The sequence below is a fragment of the Serratia sp. NCCP-200 genome, assembly GCF_059697885.1.
In genome coordinates, this window is record NZ_BAAKUJ010000005.1 from 253,080 (window position 1) to 276,500 (window position 23,421).

General features: G+C 55.5%; 19 protein-coding genes and 1 riboswitch. Of the genes, 11 read left to right on the plus strand and 8 right to left on the minus strand.

Annotated features, from left to right (window positions below):
* Positions 1–22 precede the first annotated feature (22 nt).
* From cra to leuO, 5 genes are all read right to left on the minus strand, one after another.
* Positions 23–1,027, minus strand: a complete 1,005-nt coding sequence (gene cra, locus AC6HVW_RS17720) for a catabolite repressor/activator (protein WP_021179314.1) — start codon at positions 1,025–1,027, stop codon at positions 23–25.
* A 281-nt stretch (positions 1,028–1,308) separates the two neighbouring features.
* Positions 1,309–1,803 (minus strand): acetolactate synthase small subunit, encoded by a 495-nt coding sequence (gene ilvN, locus AC6HVW_RS17725; protein ID WP_021179312.1) that lies wholly within the window; start codon positions 1,801–1,803, stop codon positions 1,309–1,311.
* Positions 1,803–3,521, minus strand: coding sequence for an acetolactate synthase 3 large subunit (ilvI, locus tag AC6HVW_RS17730; protein WP_071682175.1), 1,719 nt, complete (start codon positions 3,519–3,521; stop codon positions 1,803–1,805). The genes ilvN (AC6HVW_RS17725) and ilvI overlap by 1 nt, the downstream gene beginning before the upstream one ends.
* Positions 3,522–3,839: 318 nt before the next feature.
* Positions 3,840–5,645 (minus strand): AMP-dependent synthetase/ligase, encoded by a 1,806-nt coding sequence (locus AC6HVW_RS17735; RefSeq protein ID WP_071682174.1) that lies wholly within the window; start codon positions 5,643–5,645, stop codon positions 3,840–3,842.
* A gap of 456 nt (positions 5,646–6,101) precedes the next feature.
* Positions 6,102–7,049 (minus strand): transcriptional regulator LeuO, encoded by a 948-nt coding sequence (gene leuO / locus AC6HVW_RS17740; RefSeq protein ID WP_059199733.1) that lies wholly within the window; start codon positions 7,047–7,049, stop codon positions 6,102–6,104.
* Positions 7,050–7,967: 918 nt separating this feature from the next.
* Between leuO and leuA the strand changes: the two genes are divergently transcribed.
* Genes leuA through leuD form a run of 4 tightly spaced genes read left to right on the plus strand, consistent with a single transcriptional unit; the run spans position 7,968 to position 12,654 of the window.
* On the plus strand, positions 7,968–9,542 hold the full coding sequence (leuA, locus tag AC6HVW_RS17745) for a 2-isopropylmalate synthase (protein ID WP_021179308.1): 1,575 nt from the start codon (positions 7,968–7,970) through the stop codon (positions 9,540–9,542).
* Between the two features lie 2 nt (positions 9,543–9,544).
* On the plus strand, positions 9,545–10,636 hold the full coding sequence (gene leuB, locus AC6HVW_RS17750) for a 3-isopropylmalate dehydrogenase (RefSeq protein WP_024483539.1): 1,092 nt from the start codon (positions 9,545–9,547) through the stop codon (positions 10,634–10,636).
* Positions 10,637–10,639: 3 nt separating this feature from the next.
* Positions 10,640–12,040, plus strand: a complete 1,401-nt coding sequence (leuC, locus tag AC6HVW_RS17755) for a 3-isopropylmalate dehydratase large subunit (RefSeq protein WP_071682173.1) — start codon at positions 10,640–10,642, stop codon at positions 12,038–12,040.
* An 11-nt stretch (positions 12,041–12,051) separates the two neighbouring features.
* Positions 12,052–12,654 carry a 3-isopropylmalate dehydratase small subunit gene (leuD, locus tag AC6HVW_RS17760; protein ID WP_024483541.1) on the plus strand — a complete coding sequence of 201 codons (603 nt, stop codon included), beginning with the start codon at positions 12,052–12,054 and terminating at the stop codon, positions 12,652–12,654.
* 52 nt (positions 12,655–12,706) lie between these two features.
* Here the strand turns inward: leuD and AC6HVW_RS17765 are convergent, their stop codons facing one another.
* From AC6HVW_RS17765 to sgrT, 3 genes are all read right to left on the minus strand, one after another.
* Positions 12,707–14,179, minus strand: a complete 1,473-nt coding sequence (locus tag AC6HVW_RS17765; protein WP_071682172.1) for a DASS family sodium-coupled anion symporter — start codon at positions 14,177–14,179, stop codon at positions 12,707–12,709.
* 143 nt (positions 14,180–14,322) lie between these two features.
* Positions 14,323–15,510, minus strand: a complete 1,188-nt coding sequence (locus tag AC6HVW_RS17770; protein ID WP_071682171.1) for a sugar efflux transporter — start codon at positions 15,508–15,510, stop codon at positions 14,323–14,325.
* A gap of 147 nt (positions 15,511–15,657) precedes the next feature.
* On the minus strand, positions 15,658–15,831 hold the full coding sequence (sgrT, locus tag AC6HVW_RS17775) for a glucose uptake inhibitor SgrT (protein WP_497569573.1): 174 nt from the start codon (positions 15,829–15,831) through the stop codon (positions 15,658–15,660).
* A gap of 92 nt (positions 15,832–15,923) precedes the next feature.
* Between sgrT and sgrR the strand changes: the two genes are divergently transcribed.
* From sgrR to ilvN (AC6HVW_RS17810), 7 genes are all read left to right on the plus strand, one after another.
* On the plus strand, positions 15,924–17,585 hold the full coding sequence (sgrR, locus tag AC6HVW_RS17780; protein WP_071682169.1) for an HTH-type transcriptional regulator SgrR: 1,662 nt from the start codon (positions 15,924–15,926) through the stop codon (positions 17,583–17,585).
* A 37-nt stretch (positions 17,586–17,622) separates the two neighbouring features.
* A riboswitch (TPP riboswitch) is annotated at positions 17,623–17,741 on the plus strand.
* A 56-nt stretch (positions 17,742–17,797) separates the two neighbouring features.
* Positions 17,798–18,784, plus strand: coding sequence for a thiamine ABC transporter substrate binding subunit (thiB, locus tag AC6HVW_RS17785; RefSeq protein ID WP_071682168.1), 987 nt, complete (start codon positions 17,798–17,800; stop codon positions 18,782–18,784).
* Positions 18,760–20,367, plus strand: coding sequence for a thiamine/thiamine pyrophosphate ABC transporter permease ThiP (thiP, locus tag AC6HVW_RS17790; RefSeq protein ID WP_071682167.1), 1,608 nt, complete (start codon positions 18,760–18,762; stop codon positions 20,365–20,367). Before thiB ends, thiP begins: the two co-directional genes overlap by 25 nt.
* Positions 20,354–21,058: a thiamine ABC transporter ATP-binding protein ThiQ gene (gene thiQ / locus AC6HVW_RS17795; RefSeq protein ID WP_071682166.1), complete on the plus strand. Its 705-nt coding sequence runs from the start codon at positions 20,354–20,356 to the stop codon at positions 21,056–21,058. Before thiP ends, thiQ begins: the two co-directional genes overlap by 14 nt.
* 88 nt (positions 21,059–21,146) lie before the next feature.
* Positions 21,147–21,260: an ilvB operon leader peptide IvbL gene (gene ivbL / locus AC6HVW_RS17800; RefSeq protein WP_193569011.1), complete on the plus strand. Its 114-nt coding sequence runs from the start codon at positions 21,147–21,149 to the stop codon at positions 21,258–21,260.
* 113 nt (positions 21,261–21,373) lie between these two features.
* Positions 21,374–23,068, plus strand: coding sequence for an acetolactate synthase large subunit (ilvB, locus tag AC6HVW_RS17805; RefSeq protein WP_071682165.1), 1,695 nt, complete (start codon positions 21,374–21,376; stop codon positions 23,066–23,068).
* A 3-nt stretch (positions 23,069–23,071) separates the two neighbouring features.
* Complete coding sequence (gene ilvN, locus AC6HVW_RS17810; protein ID WP_021179286.1) at positions 23,072–23,365, plus strand: acetolactate synthase small subunit; 294 nt, start codon at positions 23,072–23,074, stop codon at positions 23,363–23,365.
* The last annotated feature ends 56 nt before the right edge of the window (positions 23,366–23,421 follow it).

Below are 23,421 nucleotides of genomic sequence, written 5' to 3' on the forward strand. Positions count from 1 at the left end.
CCGAATTACGGCCCCTTGAAGATTACTTGCGGCTCAGGCTGCCACGGCGGAACAGGTTACGGCGAATGCGCGTCATACCCGGTTTGGGTTTGCGTGGTTCATCCAGGCTGGCAAGTACCAGCTCCAGCACCCGCTCGGCAACATCACGGTGGCGCTGGGCCACGGCAAGCACCGGGCACTCCAGGAAATCCAATAGCTCATGGTCACCAAAGGTGGCAATCGCCAGATCCGCCGGTAAACGCCCACGTTGTTTCAGCGTTACGTCCATCACTCCCTGCAACAGCGAGAATGAGGTGGTAAACAGCGCCTGTGGCATCGGATGGGTTTTCAACCATTCCGCGAACAGCACACCGGCAGCTTCGCGTTCATAGCTGTTGGCATACAGATAATCTACCTGCCGCTCATCATCCTGCCAGGCCTGACGGAACCCCTGCTCACGCAAGAAGCTGACCGAAAGCTCAGGCAAAGCCCCCAGATACAACACCGACTTGGCGGGGAAAGTGCGTAACTCCTGCGCCAAGGCAAAGGCGTCTTCCTGATCGGCCCCCACCACGCTGATAAAGTGTTCACGATCCAGAGCGCGATCCAACGCGATAATCGGGAAAGGATCGTTAGCCCAGCGTTGATAGAAAGGATGCTCCGGCGGTAACGCCGTGGAGACGATGATCGCATCAACCTGGCGTTGCAGCAGGTGCTCAATGCAGCGCATTTCATTATCCGGCTGATCTTCCGAGCAGGCGATCAACAGTTGATAACCGCGCTGACGCGCCTGGCGTTCCAGATAGTTGGCAATGCGGGTATAGCTGGTATTTTCCAGATCCGGGATCACCAGGCCGATAGAACGAGTGCGGCCTGCACGCAGCCCTGCCGCTACGGCATTCGGGTGATAATTGTGCTCCCTGACCACGGCCATCACTTTTTCGACGGTTTTATCGCTGACACGATACTGCTTCGCCTTGCCGTTGATGACATAACTGGCCGTAGTGCGCGAAACGCCTGCGAGACGCGCGATTTCATCCAGTTTCACGTTAACCCCTTTAAATGACTCTCAAAATGACAATGGATCGTGTGGCGTTGTTTACCCCACGCTTTCAATGTACGGCTAAGCATGCAGCGAAGCGAAAGCGGAAGGGTAATGAGTAACCATGATAGTCACTATGGTTATTCAACCCGTAATGGCGATCTAACAGCAGAAAACACGGCCGAGCAACCGCTTTCGCCCAAAGGTGCCAGCAAATGGGCAAAAAATAAAAAAGAAAGGGCGCAGCAAACCTGCCACGCCCCGGATACAGTGCAGAAAACCCGCTATCAGCGCATAATCTTGTCGCCGCGCGACACGCCAACTATCCCCGAGCGGGCCACTTCAACGATTTCCGCCACTTCACGTACGGCGTTGAGGAAGGCATCCAGCTTGTCGCTGGTCCCCGCCAACTGCACGGTGTAAAGCGAGGAGGTAACGTCCACAATCTGGCCACGGAAGATATCCGTGCTGCGTTTCACCTCTTCACGACCGTAGCCGCTAGCCTGCAACTTCACCAGCATGATTTCACGCTCAACGTGAGCCCCCTGCACCAGCTCACTGACGCGGAGAACGTCGACCAGCTTATGCAGCTGCTTCTCTATCTGCTCCAGTACCTTTTCATCACCCACCGTCTGGATCGTCATGCGCGACAAGGTTGGATCATCGGTAGGAGCAACCGTCAGGCTTTCGATGTTGTAGCCACGCTGAGAGAACAGCCCGACGACGCGCGACAACGCACCGGATTCGTTTTCCAGTAATACCGATAAGATACGGCGCTTCATCAGGTTCTCTCCGTTTTGCTTAGCCACATTTCGTCCATGCTTCCACCGCGGATCTGCATTGGATAAACATGTTCAGTCTCGTCGACGGTCACATCGACAAACACCAGACGTTCTTTTTCAGCCAGCGCCTGCGCCAGCTTGCTTTCCAGCTCATCCGGAGTACGAATGGCGATGCCGACATGGCCATAGGCTTCGGCCAGCTTGACGAAGTCCGGTAAGGAATCCATATAGGACTGCGAATGGCGGCCAGAATAGATCATATCCTGCCACTGCTTCACCATACCCAGGTAGCGGTTATTGAGGTTGACCACCACCACCGGCAAATTGTACTGCAGAGCCGTGGACAGCTCCTGGATATTCATCTGGATGCTGCCGTCACCGGTGACGCACACTACCGTTTCGTCTGGCAGTGCCAGTTTCACCCCGAGGGCGGCTGGTAAGCCAAAGCCCATGGTGCCCAGACCACCAGAGTTGATCCAACGGCGCGGTTTATCGAACGGATAATAGAGTGCGGCAAACATCTGGTGCTGGCCAACATCGGAGGTGACATAGGCATCGCCCTTGGTCAGGCGGTGCAGCGTTTCGATCACCGCCTGAGGTTTGATGGTGCCACTGTCTTTGTTGTAGCCCAGGCAATCACGCGCACGCCACTGTTCAATGGACTGCCACCAGTCACGTAGCGCATCGAAATCCTGCGCTTTGTCCTCCTGCGCCAGCAGTTCCAGCATCTGCGTCAGCACCTGTTTGGCATCGCCAACGATAGGAATATCGGCATCCACCGTTTTAGAAATGGAGGTCGGGTCGATATCGATATGCAGCACCGTGGCATCCGGGCAATATTTGGCCAGGTTGTTGGTGGTGCGATCGTCAAAGCGCACCCCAACTGCAAAAATCACGTCGGAATGATGCATGGTCTTGTTGGCTTCATAGGTGCCGTGCATGCCCAGCATACCGACGCTTTGGCGATGAGTTCCCGGGAACGCCCCGAGCCCCATCAGCGTACAGGTGACCGGCAGGTTCAGCTTTTCCGCCAGTTGCAGCAACTCTTCATGGCACTCCGAATTGATGGCACCGCCGCCCACGTACATGATCGGCTTTTTTGCCGCCAGAATGGTCTGTAGGGCGCGTTTGATCTGCCCGCGGTGGCCTTGCACCGTCGGGTTGTAGGAACGCATGCTGACGTCCTGCGGATAGGCGTAAGGCATTCTTACCGTCGGGCCGACGATATCCTTCGGCAGATCGACCACCACTGGGCCAGGACGACCGGTAGAAGCCAGATAAAACGCCTTTTTCAGCACGGAAGGAATATCCTCGGTGCGCTTGACCAGGAAGCTGTGTTTTACCACCGGGCGGGAGATGCCCACCATGTCGCACTCCTGGAAGGCATCGTAACCAATTAGCGAGCTCGGCACCTGGCCAGACAGCACCACCATCGGGATGGAATCCATATAAGCGGTGGCGATGCCGGTAATGGCGTTGGTGGCCCCTGGGCCGGAAGTGACCAGCACTACGCCCACTTCACCAGTCGCTCGTGCATAGCCATCGGCCATATGCACCGCCCCTTGCTCATGGCGCACCAGAATATGATCGATGCCCCCCACCGTGTGCAGGGCATCATAGATATCGAGTACCGCCCCGCCCGGATAGCCGAATACATGCTTAACGCCCTGATCGATCAGCGATCGGACGACCATCTCGGCTCCTGACAATATTTCCATGGGTTTGCCTCCAGGCTTACATAGCTTGTTCTTGTCTGACGCCGGAACGTAGCGCCTGTCCTGTCTGGGGCATGGCCCCAAAAATCTTATGGACGTTTTGGACTCTTAACATAGCGTCAGAATATGGGGCAGGCAAACGGCAAAATAGCTTATCGTGGGCAAGGGTATTGCCATCAGGCTGGAGATGCGCGGCTTGGCAAAACTATGCACTAGCTGAGTGGTTATTCAGCTAGGCATTGTTTTGAGGGTTGAGGTAATTACAGAACTATATCAGGCAAGGGAGACTGCGGATTTTTCGTCCACCTGCGCCCCCTATCATCATTTTTCCTGATACATGGACTCAATTTCATGCTGGTAACGCTGTAGGATCACCTTGCGACGCAGCTTCAGCGTCGGAGTCAGCTCCCCCAATTCCATCGAGAAGGCCGCCGGCAGCAGGGTAAATTTTTTCACCTGTTCAAACAGGGCCAACTCTTTTTGCATCTCCCGCAGACGCTTTTCGAACATTTCGATGATATGGCTGTTGCGCAGCAGCTCGAGCCGATCCTGATATTTCAGATTGACCGATTTGGCATACTCTTCCAACGACTCGAAGCTCGGAACGATCAATGCGGAGACAAATTTGCGTGCATCGGCAACGATCGCGACCTGTTCAATAAAGCGGTCCTGCGCCAGGGTACCTTCCAGCATCTGTGGCGCAATGTATTTGCCGCCGGAGGTCTTCATCAGATCCTTCAGCCGCTCGGTAATAAACAGGTTGCCGCCATCATCGATCATGCCGGCATCGCCGGTTTTCAGCCAGCCGTCAACGGTAAAGCTATCGGCCGTCTCCAGCGGTTTATTGAAATAGCCGCGCATCACGATTGGCCCACGCACCTGGATTTCATTTTCATCGCCAATGCGCACTTCCACGCCGGGCAGCGGCTTGCCGATAGAACCAAAGCGGAAGTTGTTTTCTTCCCAGCAGGAGACCGTGGCACAGGTTTCCGTCATGCCGTAGCCGTATTTGATGTTAATACCCATCGCCTGGAAGAACAGAATCACGTTGTCATCAAGCTTGGCACCCGCCGCTGGCAAGAAGCGCACCCGCCCTCCCAGGATCCCCCGCAGCTTGCTTAACACCAGCTTGTCAGCCCAGCGGTGAGAGAGATCGAACAGCTTGCCTAACGGTTTCCCTGCCCTTTCCTGAAGGAACTTGCGTTCACCACAGACGATGGCCCAGTGGAACAAGGCACGCCGCAACCAGGGCGCACGGGCGACCTTTTCATGCACCGCACTGAAGATTTTTTCATAAAAGCGTGGCACTGCGCACATCAGGGTCGGTTTGACATCGGCCATCGCTTCCCGCACCCAGTCGGTATTGGGCAGATAAACGTTCTGCGCGCCCGAATGCATGATAAAGAAGCTCCAGGCACGTTCAAACACGTGTGACAGTGGCAGGAAGCTGAGGGAAACGTCATCCGCCGTCACAGTCAGGCGATCGTCATGCAGTTGCAACTGTGCGGCCATATTGCGGTAGTCAAGCATCACGCCTTTCGGCTCCCCGGTGGTGCCTGAGGTGTAGATAAGGGTGAACAAATCCTTCAAATCGCGCTCGGCAATCCTTTGCTGACGCAGGGCATCGAAACGCTCGATATCCGCAAGACGTTCGAAATGATGCAGGTGTTGAGCAATCTCACAGCCGCGCAAATCGGCTGAAGCATCAAAGACAATAATGTGGGTCAGTTGCGGGCATACGCCACGCAGCGCAATCGCGGAATCCAGCTGTGCTTGCTCGCCAACAAACAGAATGCGGATATCGGCATCGTTAATGATAAATGCCGCCTGAGCCGGGGTGTTGGTGGCATAAAGCGGCACGCTGACCGCCCGCAGTTCGAGGATCGCCAAATCGGCCAACGACCAGGCCATGCTGTTGTTGGCAAAAATCGCGATACGTTCCTGTACCTCAACGCCCAGTGCCAGCAAGGCGCAGGCAATATGTTGCATATGCGCCCCAACCTGCGACCAGCTCAACCGTGTTTCTCCCTGAGGGGACCACTGACGGAAAGCCGTATGTTCTGCACGGTTAGCAATTTGATGCTGTATACGTTCAACCTGATGGTAATGCTGCAAGGTATTGGTCATAGCGCTCTATGCCTGAAATTAATCAACCAGTTAACCGCGATTGGAGCGGAAGCTCTCACATCTCAGCTTACACGTGTTTACTTTTTTTGCGCAGTCTACCTAGTCTCCGGCTGTGGGAAAAGGGATTTCAGCGTAGAAGTGTGAGCCAAAACGCGCTTGTACTCATTTCTCTTGATCTTGGACAAAAGGGAGTGCAAAAGGTTTACACCAAACAGACAAAGTGGGATCGACGACAAGAAGGGAGAAGTGACAGGTTAAAATAGTGGCAGTATCGTTTGGGGCAGAATAGCGTTTCAGTCACTCAAATTAATTAACCCTCGGGGTAAATGATATTTCCTATGGAGTCATTATACGGAATAATCTTAGTTTCTCTTGAGCCTATTCTTAATTATTGTTTTGCGCTATCCATTATCAACCCGACGCACTCGAAAGCGCGCTGGGCCAATAAATCACTAATTAGCGCAATACACCCGCTTGGCTAAGAACGGACTTCATCCACTGATGGCCTTCATCACGCTCGGCGGACTCATGCCAGGAAAGATAACAGGTGGCGGTTTTTCTCTCCCAAGGCAGCGGAATTAATTTTAGCTGCAAGGCTTGTGCGTGCTGCTGGGCAAACCAACGAGGAGCGATTGCCACCATCTCGGTCATGGCGACCAGATTCAATACGCTGAACAGGTCGGTACATTGCTGGGTGACATTGCGTTGTAGGGTTTCGTCAAGATAGTAGGGTTTGCTAAAGGAACAAAAACGCTCTAATGCGATGACGGCATGCTGCTCCGCCAGCATCTGTTTCTGGCTAATGGTACCCACCAGGCGCGGGTGAGACTGTGCGGCAACCAGGGTCAATTCATCATCGAATAAGGCGATATCCTGGAACTCGGGATGTTCAAGGCGGCTATAGCCAATAACAAACTCGGTCTCCTGATAGCGTAACTGATGCTCAATGTTAGTGCTCATGTAAGACTTGGTCTGTATCTGCACGTTGGGAGCCATGCTCTTGACGTTGTTGATTATTTTGGCTGTCAGACGAATATCTAGCGGGCTGCAGATAGAAAGCACAAAGAGGCGTTCGCTGCTCAGGGCATCAAAGCCAGCGCCTGGCAGCTCATTTTGTACCAGCTGCAGTGCCTGGCGTACCGGGCCAAAAAGTTGGCGAGCGCGCATGGTAGGCTGAATGCCACGGCCGAAGCGGACAAACAGCTCGTCGTTGAACATGATCTTCAAACGCGACACGGCATTGCTGACCGCCGGCTGCGACATCCCTAAGGAATTTGCCGCCTTGGTAATATTCTGCATCTGCATAACTGCATCAAAAACAGTGAGTAAATTAAGATCCACACTGCGCAAATGAATATCACCGTTTTCTTTCCTCAAGACAGTTCCTGAATTATATTCGGACATATCCAAACTCCACTAAGTCCCATGTAGATAATCTCGCTAGCGCGCAGGGGAATAACGGGAAAAGGCACGCTACGTTATTCCCACACAGCGAAATTAGTTATCCCTTTTGACTACACTTGTCAGATAGCAATCGGGCATCATCCTATAAAAATATGTCACAGCGGTGCATATTAGGCATTGTTCGTCGTTAGGTAGCCTTGGCACATCGGTTCGCAACTCGCCGATGGCATACAAACTAAATTGGCAGGCAAAACACCTGAGTTATGGATACCTGTTTGGTACCATCAACCTCTGGATCAGACCATAAAATGCGTTAATGGACAATCATGCCAGAGCAAAATAGGTCTCTTTAGCATCACTTAATTGATTGTAGCCGCTCAGTTCAGCGTTAAAAATACGAATTACGAATAGATTAACAACGACAAATTGATTTCGTGAATGTAAAACCCGCAACATCAGCATCCCATCAAACTACGTTTGCTGGTTTTTTGCGCCAACGAAAAATTTTAACCTAGTAGTGTTGTTAATCAATGCGACAGCGCCACTTTCAAACCATTTATGCTAATAAACTCCCGATCACCTGCGGATTTAGCGCTGGCCCTGGAGGGTTTTACCGAGTTTCCAACTAGCACCATCCCCGCGGGTGCCACACTTTTCAATACCCCTGTTTTAATCAGGTGTTGACATGCCCCGGCCAATAAAGTATCAAATTAGGCAACGAAACAATTTTAGAGAAGCTGACCGCCATGATCCGTACCCACCGTCTACTAGGCCTACTACTAAACGCATCTTATGTGCGCGGTACGCTGGTGGACGGGGTTCAAAGCTGATTCAGCCCATCATCTGCAAAACCCGCGCTACTGCGCGGGTTTTTTTTTACCCGCTTAGCGTGAAACAAACACGACAAGGAACAACACGATGAGCCAACAAGTCATTATTTTCGATACCACATTGCGTGATGGTGAACAGGCGCTGCAGGCGAGCCTGAGCGTTAAAGAAAAAATCCAGATCGCCATGGCGCTGGAAAGAATGGGTGTCGATGTAATGGAAGTCGGCTTCCCAGTCTCCTCCCCAGGGGACTTTGAGTCGGTACAGACCATTGCCCGCCAGATCAAAAACAGCCGCGTTTGTGGTCTGGCACGCTGTGTTGATAACGACATTGACGTCGCTGCCGAAGCATTACGCGTGGCCGAGGCCTTCCGTATTCACGTCTTTCTGGCCACTTCCACCCTGCATATCGAATCCAAACTGAAGCGCTCTTTCGACCAGGTGCTGGAAATGGCGGTGCGCTCCGTGAAACGCGCCCGTAACTATACCGATGACGTAGAATTCTCCTGTGAAGACGCTGGCCGTACCCCGATTGATAACCTGTGCCGCGTGGTAGAAGCCGCCATCAACGCCGGTGCCACTACTATTAATATCCCAGATACCGTTGGCTATACCACGCCAAACCAGTTCGGCGGCATCATCACTACGCTGTACGACCGCGTGCCTAATATTGACAAGGCAATTATCTCCGTCCACTGCCACGACGATTTGGGCATGGCCGTGGGTAACTCTATCGCTGCCGTGCAGGCCGGTGCCCGCCAGGTAGAAGGCACCTTGAACGGCATCGGCGAACGCGCCGGTAACTGTTCACTGGAAGAAGTGATCATGGCCATCAAGGTGCGCCAGGACTTTATGCAGGTGCACACCAATATCAATCATCAGGAAATCTACCGTACCAGCCAGTTGGTCAGCCAACTGTGCAATATGCCCATCCCGGCCAACAAGGCCATCGTCGGTTCCAATGCCTTCGCTCACTCCTCCGGTATCCACCAGGACGGCGTGCTGAAAAACCGCGAGAACTACGAAATAATGACCCCGCAGACCATCGGTCTGAAAGATGTCCAGTTGAACCTGACCTCCCGTTCCGGCCGCGCGGCGGTAAAACACCGCATGGAAGAGATGGGCTACAAGGAGCAGGATTACAATCTGGACGTGCTGTATGCGGCTTTCCTGAAGCTGGCCGACAAGAAAGGCCAGGTGTTTGACTACGATCTGGAAGCCCTGGCATTTATCAACAAGCAGCAGGAAGAGCCTGAGCACTTCAGCCTGGAATACTTCAGCGTGCAGTCTGGCAGCAGCATTATGGCTACCGCCTCGGTCAAACTGAAATGTGGCGACGAAGAGAAGTCCGAAGCCGCTACGGGCAACGGTCCGGTCGATGCGGTTTACCAAGCCATCAACCGTATTACCGACTACCCGATTGAGCTGGTGAAATATCAACTGACCGCCAAAGGCCAGGGGCGCGACGCGCTCGGCCAGGTTGATATCGTAGTGTCTTACAATGGCCGCCGCTTCCATGGCGTGGGCCTGGCAACCGATATTGTGGAATCTTCTGCCAAGGCGATGATCCACGTATTGAATAATATCTGGCGCTCTCAGCAAGTAGAAAAAGAAAAGCAGCGCTTGCAGCAAACCAAACATCAAAATAATCAGGAAACGGTGTGAACATGACTAAGACTTACCACATTGCCGTCTTACCCGGAGACGGAATCGGCCCAGAAGTAATGGCTCAGGCCCATAAAGTGTTAGATGCCGTGCGTCAACGCTTTGGTATCCGCATTACTACCAGTGAATATGACGTCGGTGGTATTGCCATCGATCGCCACAGCACCCCATTACCCGCAGCGACCGTTGCCGGCTGCGAGCAGGCTGATGCCATCCTGTTCGGCTCGGTGGGCGGCCCTAAATGGGAGCACCTGCCACCGGCGGAGCAGCCGGAGCGTGGTGCGCTGCTGCCGCTGCGTAAGCACTTCAAACTGTTCAGCAACCTGCGCCCTGCCCGCCTGTACCAAGGGCTGGAAGATTTTTGTCCACTGCGTGCCGATATTGCCGCGCGTGGCTTCGACATTCTGTGTGTACGTGAGTTAACCGGCGGCATCTACTTCGGCCAACCCAAAGGCCGTGAAGGCCAGGGCATGCATGAGCGCGCCTTTGATACCGAGGTCTACCACCGTTTTGAGATCGAACGCATCGCCCGTATCGCCTTCGAATCCGCCCGCAAACGCCGCAATATCGTCACCTCGATTGATAAAGCCAACGTGTTGCAAAGCTCCATCCTGTGGCGTGAAGTGGTGACTCAGGTAGCCAAGGATTACCCAGATGTGTCGCTGTCGCACATGTATATCGACAACGCCACCATGCAGTTAATCAAAGACCCGTCCCAGTTCGACGTGCTGCTGTGCTCCAACCTGTTCGGCGACATCCTGTCCGACGAATGCGCCATGATCACCGGCTCGATGGGCATGCTGCCTTCCGCCAGCCTGAACGAACAAGGCTTTGGCCTGTACGAACCAGCCGGTGGTTCCGCACCTGACATCGCGGGCAAAAACATTGCCAACCCGATCGCGCAAATTCTGTCTGCCACCCTGCTGCTGCGTTACAGCCTGGGTGCCGATGAAGCCGCAGATGCGATCGAACGCGCCATTAATCAGGCGTTGGAACAGGGCTACCGTACCGCCGATCTGGCCGGTGCCGGCAAAGCCATCGGCACCAATGAAATGGGCGATATCATTGCCCGCTTCGTGGCTGAGGGGGCGTAAATCATGGCCAAGACCTTATATCAGAAATTATACGATGCCCACGTAGTGCATGAAGCGCCAAACGAGACGCCGCTGCTGTATATCGATCGTCATCTGGTGCATGAAGTGACCTCCCCACAGGCTTTCGACGGCCTGCGTGCCATGGGCCGCAAAGTGCGTCAGCCGGGCAAGACCTTTGCCACCATGGATCACAACGTTTCGACCCAGACCAAAGACATCAACGCCAGCGGCGAAATGGCCCGCATTCAGATGCAGGAGCTGATCAAGAACTGCGCAGAGTTCGGCGTCTCACTGTATGACCTGAACCACCCCTTCCAGGGTATTGTGCACGTGATCGGCCCTGAGCAAGGCATGACGCTGCCGGGCATGACCATCGTCTGTGGCGACTCCCATACCGCCACGCACGGTGCCTTTGGCTCGCTGGCGTTCGGTATCGGTACTTCGGAAGTGGAACACGTGCTGGCAACCCAAACCCTGAAGCAGGGCCGCGCCAAGACGATGAAGATTGAAGTCACCGGCGAGGCCGCAGAAGGTATCACCGCCAAAGATATCGTGCTGGCCGTGATCGGCAAAACCGGCAGCGCTGGCGGTACTGGCCACGTCGTTGAATTTTGTGGCAAAGCGATCGAAGCGTTGAGCATGGAAGGCCGCATGACGCTGTGCAACATGGCGATTGAGATGGGTGCCAAAGCTGGCCTGGTTGCGCCAGACGACACCACCTTCAATTACCTGAAAGGCCGCCAGTTCGCTCCTACCGGGGAAAACTGGGAGCAGGCCGTGGCCTACTGGCGCACCATGAAGTCCGACGCCGAAGCCAAATTCGATACCACCATCACCCTGCAGGCGGAAGATATCGCACCACAGGTGACCTGGGGTACCAACCCTGGGCAGGTTATCGCGGTCGATCAGGCGATCCCAACCCCCGATTCCTTTAGCGATCCGGTGGAACGTGCCTCGGCTGAAAAAGCGTTGGCCTATATGGATCTGAAACCCGGCATCAAGCTGACCGACGTCGCCATCGACAAAGTGTTTATCGGCTCTTGCACCAATTCACGTATCGAAGATCTGCGTGCCGCAGCCGCCATTGCCAAAGGCCGTAAAGTAGCCGCAGGCGTGCAGGCGATTGTGGTGCCTGGCTCCGGCCCGGTCAAAGCGCAGGCGGAAGAGGAAGGTCTGGACAAGATCTTTATCGAAGCCGGTTTCGAATGGCGCCTGCCGGGCTGCTCCATGTGCCTGGCGATGAACAACGATCGTCTGAACCCTGGCGAACGCTGTGCCTCAACCAGCAACCGTAACTTCGAAGGGCGTCAGGGCCGCGGTGGGCGTACTCATCTGGTCAGCCCGGCGATGGCTGCCGCTGCCGCCGTTACCGGCCATTTTGCCGACATCCGTGAATTGCATTAAGGAGCACCAGCGTGGCTAAATTTACTCAACATACCGGCTTAGTGGTGCCTCTGGACGCGGCCAACGTCGATACCGACGCCATTATCCCGAAGCAGTTTCTGCAGAAAGTCACCCGCACCGGTTTCGGCCAGCACCTGTTCAACGACTGGCGCTTCCTGGACGATGCGGGCCAGCAGCCAAACCCTGAGTTTGTGCTGAACCTTCCGCGCTATAAAGGGGCCAGCATCCTGTTAGCCCGGGAAAACTTTGGCTGTGGCTCATCCCGTGAGCACGCACCATGGGCACTGACCGATTACGGCTTCAAGGTGGTTATTGCACCAAGCTTTGCGGATATCTTCTATGGCAACTCGTTCAACAACCAGCTGCTGCCGGTCACGCTGAGCGAGCAGGATGTGGATACGCTGTTTAAGCTGGTGGCAGAGCACGAAGGCACTGAGTTCGTGGTCGATCTGGAAAACCAGACGGTGAATGCCGGGGGCAAAAGCTACCCGTTTGAGATCGACAGCTTCCGCCGCCACTGCATGATTAACGGTTTGGACAGCATTGGCCTGACGTTGCAGCATGAAGCGGAGATTTCCCGCTACGAGGCGCAGCAACCGGCGTTTCTGAACTAATTTCGCTTAGGGGCGCAGCTCACTCGCTGCGCCCTTCTAGATTTCTTCTAAATCACCAATAACCCAGCCACTTCCACCATACTCCCCCGATCAGTGCCCAGATCAGCAGGTTGACCACGCTCATGATAAAGCCGGTTTTCCACCATTCCCCCAGGGTGGCATAACCCGACCCAAAGATGATCGGCGCGGTACCGGTGGCATAATGTGTTAACGACATCATCAGTGAAGACGAGAAGGCCAGGATCAAGCCAAGCAGAGCCGGAGGCGCACCAAGGGCAATACCTGCGGCAAAGAACGCGGCGAACATGGCGGTCACGTGCGCGGTGGTGCTGGCAAAGAAGTAATGCGAATAGAGATAGACGAGCGTTAACAAAATGGTCCCCCCGACCCAGCTCATCCCCATATGATCGATACCCGAGCCTACCGTTTGTGACAGCCAGCCAATCAGACCCAGTTTACCGAGATAGGTCGCCATCATCACCAAGGCGGCAAACCAGACCACGGTATCCCAGGCCCCTTTGTGCTTCAGCACGTCGTCCCAGCTCAGTACGCCGGTTGCCAGCAGGATCGCCAGGCCAATTACCGCAGCCGTCGTCGGGTTAACTGCCAGTGCAGGGCCAAAAATCATCGCCGGAACCCCGGCCCACAGCATCAGCAACAGAGCAAACACGCCCAGCGTGATTTTCTCTGGCAGGGTTATCCGCCCCAGAGTTTGCAGCTTATCCTGTGCAAACAATGGCGCATCCGGGGTGCTTTTGATTTCCGGTGGATACAGCAGATAAACCACCAGCGGCATGACGATAAGCGAACAGATCGCCGGTACCAGCGCCGCTACCGCCCACATGCCCCAGGTGAGTTCGAACTCGGAACCGGCCCCTTTGGCGATCAGATTGACAATCAGCGGGTTAGGCGCAGTTGCGGTGATAAACATCGCCGAGGTAATCGGGTTGATGTTGTAGTTCACCAGCGAGAGATAGCGGCCAATCTTGCCGGAGGTATTCAGCTCGGGCTTGGAGCCAAAACTGTCCGCTATCGATTTCATTATCGGGTGGATAATCCCGCCGCCACGGGCGGTATTGCTCGGCGTAACCGGGGCCAGCACGGTTTCCGCCAGGGTTAACGCATAGGCGATCCCCAGCGTTTTTTTGCCAAACAGCGAGATAAAGTAGTAACCAATGCGCGACCCCAGGCCGGTTTTATTCAGGCTCAAAGAGATCATGATTGAGAAACCGATCAGCCAGATGAGTTGGTTGGAGAACCCACTCAGTGCATCGTCCAGCGCGGCCCCCGGCTTGCCAGGGTTGGTCACTCCGGTCACAGCCACCAGCGCAATGGCAATGATGGATACGGCGCCGATCGGCATCGCCTTGCCGATAATGGCAATGATGGTCCCGATAAACAGTGCCAGCAAATGCCAGGCATTCGGTGCCACCCCTTCTGGAACAGGGATCACAAACCAGATCAGCAAAGCGGCGATAACGGCACAGAGGGAGGGAACGGGTTTGAGCGGCGTTAGTTTATCCATAACATACCCACTTTTATCAACGGGATCGGCATCTTAATAGCAAGATGGATAAGAGCGTGAAGCTCACGCTCTGAGTCCGTTTATCTTAGTGAGAATGGAGCGGTTTCCTCAATGATATGTATCAACTAACCGGGTGTTACAGCTCACACTTCACGAACTTTGGCACACATCCACAGCGCCAGGATGGCAAGCAGAGTAATCAGGTAGTAAACCGCATAGTGCCCAAAGTTTTCTACCAGCGCGCCTTGCAGTACACCGGCCAGGATCACCCCTGTCGAAATGCTGTTGGTAAACATGGTGGTCGCGGCACCAGGCCGCCCCGGCATCAGATCCTGAAAATACAACATGCCGATCCCGGCAATAATGCCGATAAACACCGCGTTGAACAGCTGCAATACCATCAGGGCCGACTGGAACTTGAACAGCACCAGCCCGGCATAAAACAGCACGCCTGCCGCCACAGCAAACAGCATCATATTGCGTTTGCCAAAGCGTTTGACGTAATAACCCGCCAGCAGCATAGCCGGGATTTCCAGCCCGGCTGCGGTGCCCATCAGCCAACCTGCCAGCCGTTCAGGCAAGCCCAGATCGGCGGTGATGTACAGCGGCATATCGATGATATACATGGTGTTGCAGGTCCACATCAGCATCGAAGCCACAAACAGCAGACGCACATCGGGATCGCGCCAGGCGCTGATTGGCGCAATAGGCGGAGAATCTACGCTGATCTCAACGTCGGCACGGGGCACCGAAGGCAATATCAGCCACACCAACAGCACGCTGACGGCAAAAATCAGCGCCGCAATCATAAACATCACGGTAAAGCCGTAGTTCAGTGCCAACATAAATGACAGCGGCGGACCGATCACCCAGGCCAGTGAAAGCTGAGCACGCATCACCGAACTGAACATCACTACTTCACGTGCCGAGCTGTCCGCATACTCACGCGCCAGGGCAAAAATCTGTGGCATGGCGGTATTGGCAATCGCGGCCAGCAGTACACCTACGGTGATCAACGTCAGATAATCACGGTTGAACGCAAACAACAGGCTGTTGGCCAGGGCCATGGCACAGCATACCAAGATCAGCTTGCGCCGATCGCCACGGGTATCCGAACGCTTGGCCAACAGGAAGCTGACGATGATCCCGGCGATGGCATTCACGGTATAGAACATGCCTACCCATAGCGGCCGCACCTTTACCTCAGTGGTCAGAAACAGGCTCAGCGTGGGGGCTTGCAGCGCTCCGGCAATACCGGTCAGGAAGGCTATTAGCAGGAAGGCGGCAAAAACGGGATTAAAACGGCGCGGTAACCAGCGTCTGAAACTCATAGCGATATCCCTATCCAGAAATAAAGAAGGCTATGCTACAGAAGGAAAATTGCCGAAGGAAGTAAAGACGGCAGATAAAAATGCCAGTGGGTAACCCCACTGGCTGGTGAAAAGCACCATTACTCAGAATCACTTTTGCGGTGAACGTCAGATACGCTCACGGTATTGCTTGTCGCTCAGCGTGGCGATGTGCCACTGGGTCAAGTGGGCCAGCATCTCCAGCCGCGCCTGTTCAGGGACCACCTGCAGCCAATCGGCCTGCTGGCGGCGGATAGCGGTGAAATAACGCTGATAAAACTGTTTAGTTAACAGAACCGTCATTTGTTATCCCTCCGCTGATTCAACTGCCCTCATTATCGGCGTAATATAGGGAAAGATAAATTGACGACTTGATGCCAGAGAGTTCCTCTTTTATGTCCACCTCACGCCTGCAACAACAGTTCATCCGCCTGTGGCAACGCTGCCATGGCCAAACCACCGAAACCACGCTGCAAGAGTTGGCAGAGGTGCTCAGTTGTTCCCGCCGCCATGTTCGTTCGCTGCTGGGAGCCATGCAGCACGAGGGTTGGCTTACCTGGCAGGCTGAGTCCGGCCGGGGTAAGCGTTCGCTGCTCAGCTTCCACTACACCGGATTGGCACTGCAACAACAACGCGCCGAGGAGCTGCTGGAACAGGATCGCATCGACCAACTGGTCCAACTGGTGGGCGATAAAGACGTAGTACGCCAAATGCTGCTTTCCCAACTGGGGCGCAGCTTCCGCCAGGGGAAACATATCCTGCGCGTGCTCTACTATCGTCAGCTTTACAACCTATTGCCCGGTTCGGCACTGCGTCGTTCAGAAACCCACCTGGCAAGACAGATTTTCAACGGCCTGACACGGGTAAATGAGGAAAATGGGGAACTAGAGCCCGATCTTTCACATCATTGGCAAACGCTCACCCCTTTACACTGGCGCTTTTATCTTCGCCCGGCGATCCATTTTCATCATGGCCGTGAGCTGGAAATGGAAGATGTTATCCATTCACTCAACCGCCTGATCCCACAACCGCTATTTTCACATATCGACAGGATCGTCTCGCCTACGCCCTATGTCATCGATGTACATCTGCACACGCCGGACTATTGGCTGCCCTGGCTGCTGAGCAGCGTACATGCCATGATCCTGCCGCGCGAATGGCAGAACCTGCCGGATTTTGCCCGCCATCCGATTGGCACCGGCCCCTATCGGGTGATACACAACAACCAAAGCCAGATGAAAATTCATGCCTTTGACGACTACTTTGGCTATCGTGCCCTGATCGATGAGGTCAACATTTGGGTATTACCCGAAATCACCGAAGAGCTGGCGCACTCCGGCGTACAGTTGCAAGGGGATGATACCGGAAGGAACGAGCTGGAAAGCCGCCTCGAAGAAGGCTGTTATTTTCTGTTGTTCGACCAGCGTTCGGCACTGGCGGCCAATCCGGAAATCCGCAGTTGGCTGAGCGAACTGATCAACCCGATAGCGCTGCTCAGCCACGCCGGGCCGCTCTACCAGCGTTACTGGGCTCCGGCCTATGGCATTCTCCCGCGCTGGTTGCATAACCGCGTGCTGGGGCAGCAGCCCAAGCCTGCGGGCTTAACCGAATTGACCCTGACCTTCTATAACGAACACTCCGAGTTCCACGCAATCAAGCAGGCTATCGCCTCTCTACTAGCCGAACAGGGTATCAAACTCAATGTGCAGGCCGTGGATTATGAAGTCTGGCATAAGGGCAAGGCGCAAAGCGATCTGTGGTTAGGTAGCGCCAACTTCACCCTGCCGCTGGAATTTTCACTGTTTGCCACGCTGTACGAACTACCGCTGATACAACACTGTCTGACGGAGGATATCGCGCAGGATGCCGCTCAGTGGCGGGAAAACCGACTGTCCATGGCCGAGTTTTGCCAGCGCCTGGTCAGCAGCCATCAGTTGCATCCTTTATTCCACCACTGGTTGCAACTGCATGGTCAACGCAGCATGCGTGGGGTACGGATGAATACCCTCGGCTGGTTCGATTTTAAATCTGCGTGGTTTGCGCCGCCGGAAGCATAATCGCCTTTCACCCACGCCGCTTAGCCTCTACAATAGCGCCGACTCAACGGGGTGCGGAGAACCCGCCAATTTTTGGCCAACGGTTTTCCGCTGAGAGCACACCCGTCGAACCTGATCCGGTCAATACCGGCGGAGGGATTTGAGCATGGCGAGTTAACCTTCGTTAACCCAGCCCTCAGATACCTTTGCCCCTTTATTATTAGGAGTGCAAAGTGGTCAAAAAATACCTGCCCTGTTTATTATTGCTAGCGGCGATGCCGGTCCTGGCCAAGCCAACGCTGACGGTCTACACCTACGACTCTTTCGCTGCCGACTGGGGCCCGGGCCCTGCGGTAAAAAAAGCCTTTGAGGCCGAATGTGACTGCGAATTGAAATTCGTGGCGCTGGAAGACGGCGTGTCGTTACTCAACCGCCTGAGAATGGAAGGCAAGAACAGCGCCGCCGACGTGGTTTTGGGCCTGGACAACAACCTGCTGCAAGCCGCGCAGCAAACCGATCTGTTCACCGCCAGCCAAGTCGATACTAGCAAGCTCACCGTTCCCGGTGGCTGGCACAACCAGACCTTCGTTCCCTACGACTATGGCTACTTTGCTTTCGTCTACAACAAAGACAAGCTGAAGAACCCGCCGACCAGCCTGAAAGAGTTGGTGAGCAGCGATCGCCCCCTGAAGATCATCTATCAGGATCCGCGTACCAGCACACCTGGCCTTGGCCTGCTGCTCTGGATGCAGAAAGTGTATGGCGACGAAGCACCGCTCGCCTGGCAACAGTTGGCGAAGAAAACCGTCACCGTGACCAAAGGCTGGAGTGAAGCCTACGGCCTGTTCCTGAAAGGGGAAGGCGACATGGTACTGAGCTACACCACCTCCCCCGCCTACCATCTGATCGAAGAGAAAAAAGACCTCTATGCGGCGGCCAGCTTCAGTGAAGGCCACTACCTGCAAATCGAAGTCGCTGGCAAGCTAAAGGCCAGCAAACAGCCAGAACTGGCCGAGCGCTTCATGCAGTTTATGGTCTCCCCGGCCTTCCAGAACACCATTCCCACTGGCAACTGGATGTACCCGGTGATCAAGACGGAACTGCCCGCCGGTTTCGAACAGATCACCGTGCCGCAAACGGCATTACAATTCAGCGCCGAGGAAGTGGCACAACAGCGTGGTAACTGGATCCGGGCATGGCAAACCGCCGTCAGCCACTGATCCCCCGCTGGTTATGGCCGGGGCTGATGGCCGCCGGTCTGATCCTGCTGATCGCGTTGGCGGCCATGGGCTCGCTGTGGCGTCATGCGCCGGAAAGCGATTGGCGTAGCCTGTGGCAAGACAGCTACCTCTGGCACGTAGTGCGCTTTACCTTTTGGCAGGCACTGCTCTCCGCCGTGATCTCGGTAGTGCCTGCCATCTGGCTGGCCCGGGCGCTTTACCGACGGCGCTTCCCTGGCCGCACCCTGCTGCTGCGCCTGTGCGCCATGACGCTGGTGCTGCCGGTGCTGGTGGCGGTGTTTGGCATGCTGAGCGTCTACGGCAGGCAAGGCTGGCTGGCAACGCTGTGTGGTTGGCTGGGCGTGAACTACAGTTTTTCGCCTTATGGCCTGCAAGGTATTCTGCTGGCGCATCTGTTCTTTAATATGCCACTGGCCACCCGCCTGCTGCTACAGGCGCTGGAGAACATTCCCACCGAGCAGCGACAACTGGCCGCACAGCTGGGAATGAACGGCTGGCAGCAGTTCCGCTTTGTGGAATGGCCTGCGTTACGCCGCCAGATCCTCCCCAGTGGGGCCCTGGTGTTTATGCTGTGTTTTGCCAGCTTCGCAACCGTGCTGTCGTTGGGCGGCGGGCCTCAGGCCACCACCATAGAGCTGGCGATCTATCAGGCCTTGAGTTACGACTACGATCTCAGCCGCGCTGCGCTGCTGGCGCTGATCCAACTGGCTTGTTGCCTGGGGCTGGTGGTGCTCAGCCAGCGTTTGAGCCAGGCTCTACCGGTTGGCCATACCCACGCCCAGCGCTGGCGCGATCCGCAGGACAGCCTGGGACGACGCATTAGCGATACGCTATTGATTGCCGCAGCGCTATTGTTGCTGTTGCCTCCGTTGCTGGCGGTGATCATCGACGGTGCCAACCAAACGCTGGTCACCGTGCTGCAACAGCCCATTCTCTGGCAGGCCCTGTTCACCTCACTGCGCATCGCACTTGGGGCGGGTATTTTATGTGTCGTATTGACCATGATGCTGCTGTGGAGCAGCCGTGAACTGAAGCTGCGGCAACGGGCCGCCTGGGGCCAAACGCTGGAACTGAGCGGCATGGTGATCCTGGCGATGCCGGGTATTGTGCTGGCTACCGGTTTCTTCCTGTTGCTAAGCGATACCACTGGGCTGCCGCAGTCGCCGTATGCGCTGGTGATCCTCACCAATGCGTTGATGGCGGTGCCCTACGCGCTGAAAGTGCTGGAAAATCCGATGCGCGATCTAGCCGAGCGTTATAATCCGCTCTGCTTATCGCTGGATATCCACGGCTGGCAGCGGCTGCGCTGGATCGAGCTGAAAGCATTGCAACGCCCGCTGGCGCAGGCTTTGGCTTTTGCCTGTGTGCTGTCGATTGGCGATTTCGGCGTGGTAGCGCTGTTCGGCAACGAGCAGTTCCGTACTCTGCCTTTTTATCTCTATCAGCAGATTGGCGCATACCGTAGCAACGATGGGGCCGTGACCGCCCTGCTGCTACTGCTGCTCTGTTTCCTGCTGTTTACTCTGATTGAACGTTTACCGGGCCGCCATGCTGACGCTTGAAAAACTGACCTATCTGTACGAACACCTGCCGATGCGTTTTGACCTGCGCATTCAGCCGGGAGAACATGTCGCGGTACTAGGCCCTAGCGGCGCAGGAAAAAGCACCTTGCTAAGCCTGATCGCGGGTTTCCTGCCGGCGGCCAGCGGTAAACTGTGGCTCAACGGAAGCGATCATACCGCTTCGCCACCTGCCAAACGCCCGGTGTCGATGCTGTTTCAGGAAAACAACCTGTTTGCCCACCTGACGGTCAGGCAAAACATCGGCCTGGGGCTGGATCCTGGGCTGCGCCTAACCGCCACACAGCAAGAACAACTGGCACAGATTGCCCAACAGGTCGGATTGGAGGGGCATCTGCAGCGCCTGCCGTCACAGCTTTCCGGCGGGCAACGGCAACGGGCAGCCTTGGCGCGTTGCCTGATCCGCCAGCAGCCGATCCTACTGCTCGACGAGCCTTTCTCTGCACTCGATCCTGCACTGCGCAGTGAGATGCTGCAACTGCTGCAAAACGTCTGCGACCAGCGCCAACTCACGCTGCTGATGGTTTCACACAATCTTGAGGATGCCGCCCGCATCGCGCCGCGTACCTTGCTGGTCGTGGATGGCCGGATTTATTACGACGGCCCGACGCAGGCATTGGTAAGCGGTAGCGCACCGGAAGCCAAGGTGTTGGGTATTCCGGTTAAACCGTGATCTACCACGCGTTTTTTATGCTGAACCAATAAACCTGTTGTGCGAATTTTGCACCTGTGGTTTTATAAAATTCTGTGTTTTACTACTGATGATAAGGCTCCCTGTGATCGCATCCTCGCTGACCTCGACCCTACTAACAACCGCGCTACCAGCCGCGGTGGTCGTCGTGCGTGTGGTGGTGGTCGTCGGCAACGCGCCGTAGGGTCCGAATCAACGCATCGATTCCCAAACCCCGCCGGCGCAAACCGGGCGGGGTTTCTTGTTTTAGTCCCCCTGCCCAGAAAAGCTAACCGGCCCAGAGAAAAGGATAGGCACATGGCAACTTCGGGCACGCCACACCAAGGCCAACGTATTACCGGCGCACAGCTGATCGTGCATCTGCTGGAGCGTCAGGGTATCACCACTATTGCAGGCATTCCCGGTGGCGCAGCGCTGCCGCTGTACGATGCTCTGAGCCAAAGCACCGTCATCCAGCACGTGCTGGCCCGCCACGAGCAAGGGGCCGGTTTTATGGCGCAGGGCATGGCACGTACCAACGGCAAGGCGGCGGTCTGTATCGCTTCCAGCGGCCCGGGAGCCACCAATCTGGTGACCGCCATTGCCGACGCAAAGCTCGATTCAATCCCGCTGGTCTGCATCACCGGCCAGGTATCTTCCTCAATGATCGGCACCGATGCCTTCCAGGAAGTGGATACCTACGGTATTTCCATCCCCATCACCAAATACAACCATCTGGTCCGCGATGTCAGCGATCTGCCGCAGGTGATCTGCGACGCGTTCCGCATTGCCGAATCCGGCCGCCCAGGCCCGGTGTGGATCGACATCCCGAAAGACGTGCAAACCGCCGAAATTGAGTGGGATTCATTACCGCCAATGGCCGTACCAGACGCACCACCGGCCTTTGACAGCAAGCAGGTTGAACAGGCTGCGGCCATGATCAACCAGGCCAAGCGGCCTATTCTGTATCTGGGCGGCGGCATTATCTGCGCAGAAGCCCATAAACCGGCGCTGGAAATGGCTGAGCGTTCCAACCTGCCAACCACCATGACGCTGATGGCATTGGGCGCAATGCCGGTAGAACACCCTCTGTCATTAGGTATGTTGGGGATGCATGCTGCGCGCAGCACCAACTTTATCCTGCAAGAAGCCGATCTGCTGATCGTGTTGGGTGCCCGCTTCGACGACCGGGCAATCGGTAAAACCGAGCAATTCTGCCCGAATGCCAAGATTATCCACGTGGACATCGACCGTGCCGAGCTGGGTAAGGTGAAACAGGCCAATATTGCCATCCATGCCGACGTCGGCCAGGTGCTGCAACAGCTGTTACCGATGATCGAAGCACAGCCGCGTACCGAATGGATGAACACCGTTAACGATCTGAAACGTGAATTTCCGATCAACATGCCAAACGTGGCAGATCCATTGAGCCATTACGGGCTGGTTAAGGCCGCAGCACGCTGCGTGGACGAAAGCGCCATTATCACCACCGATGTAGGCCAGCATCAGATGTGGGTAGCCCAGGCTTATCCACTGAGCCGCCCGCGCCAGTGGCTGACCTCCGGCGGTTTGGGTACCATGGGCTTTGGTTTGCCTGCTGCGATTGGTGCTGCACTGGCAGAGCCTCAGCGCAAGGTACTGTGTTTCTCCGGTGACGGCAGCCTGATGATGAATATTCAGGAGATGGCGACCGCCGTTGAGCATAATCTGGATGTGAAAATCATCCTGATGAACAACCAGGCCTTGGGATTGGTACACCAGCAGCAGACGCTGTTCTATCAACAGCATATCTTTGCCGCCACCTATCCAAAGCGTACAGATTTCCTGAAAATTGCCGCCGGTTTTGGCCTGGACACCTGCGATTTGAATGCCGAGGCAGATCCACAGGCTGCGCTGCTGGCCGCGATCCAACGCCCTGGCCCTTGCCTGATCCACGCGCTGATCGATATCAACGAAAAAGTCTACCCAATGGTGCCACCAGGTGCCGCCAACATCGAAATGATTGGAGAATAAGCCATGCAATCACTACAAAAGAATCCACAGGTGATCCTGGAGTTGGCGGTACGGAACCATCCGGGCGTAATGACCCACGTTTGCGGCCTGTTTGCCCGCCGTGCCTTTAACGTGGAAGGTATTTTGTGTATGCCGCTGAAGGATGGGACCCAGAGCCGCATTTGGCTATTGGTAGCCGACGATCAGCGCCTGGTGCAGATGATCAGCCAGGTTGAAAAGCTGGAGGATGTATTACAGGTGAAACGCCATAACGAAGATATGCGGGTGTTTGAGCAGTTGGAGGCTTTCTTCCAGTAAGCTTTCGCGGCTGAATGTTAAAGGCCGGGAAGTGGTTAGCCCCCGGCCTTAGCTAC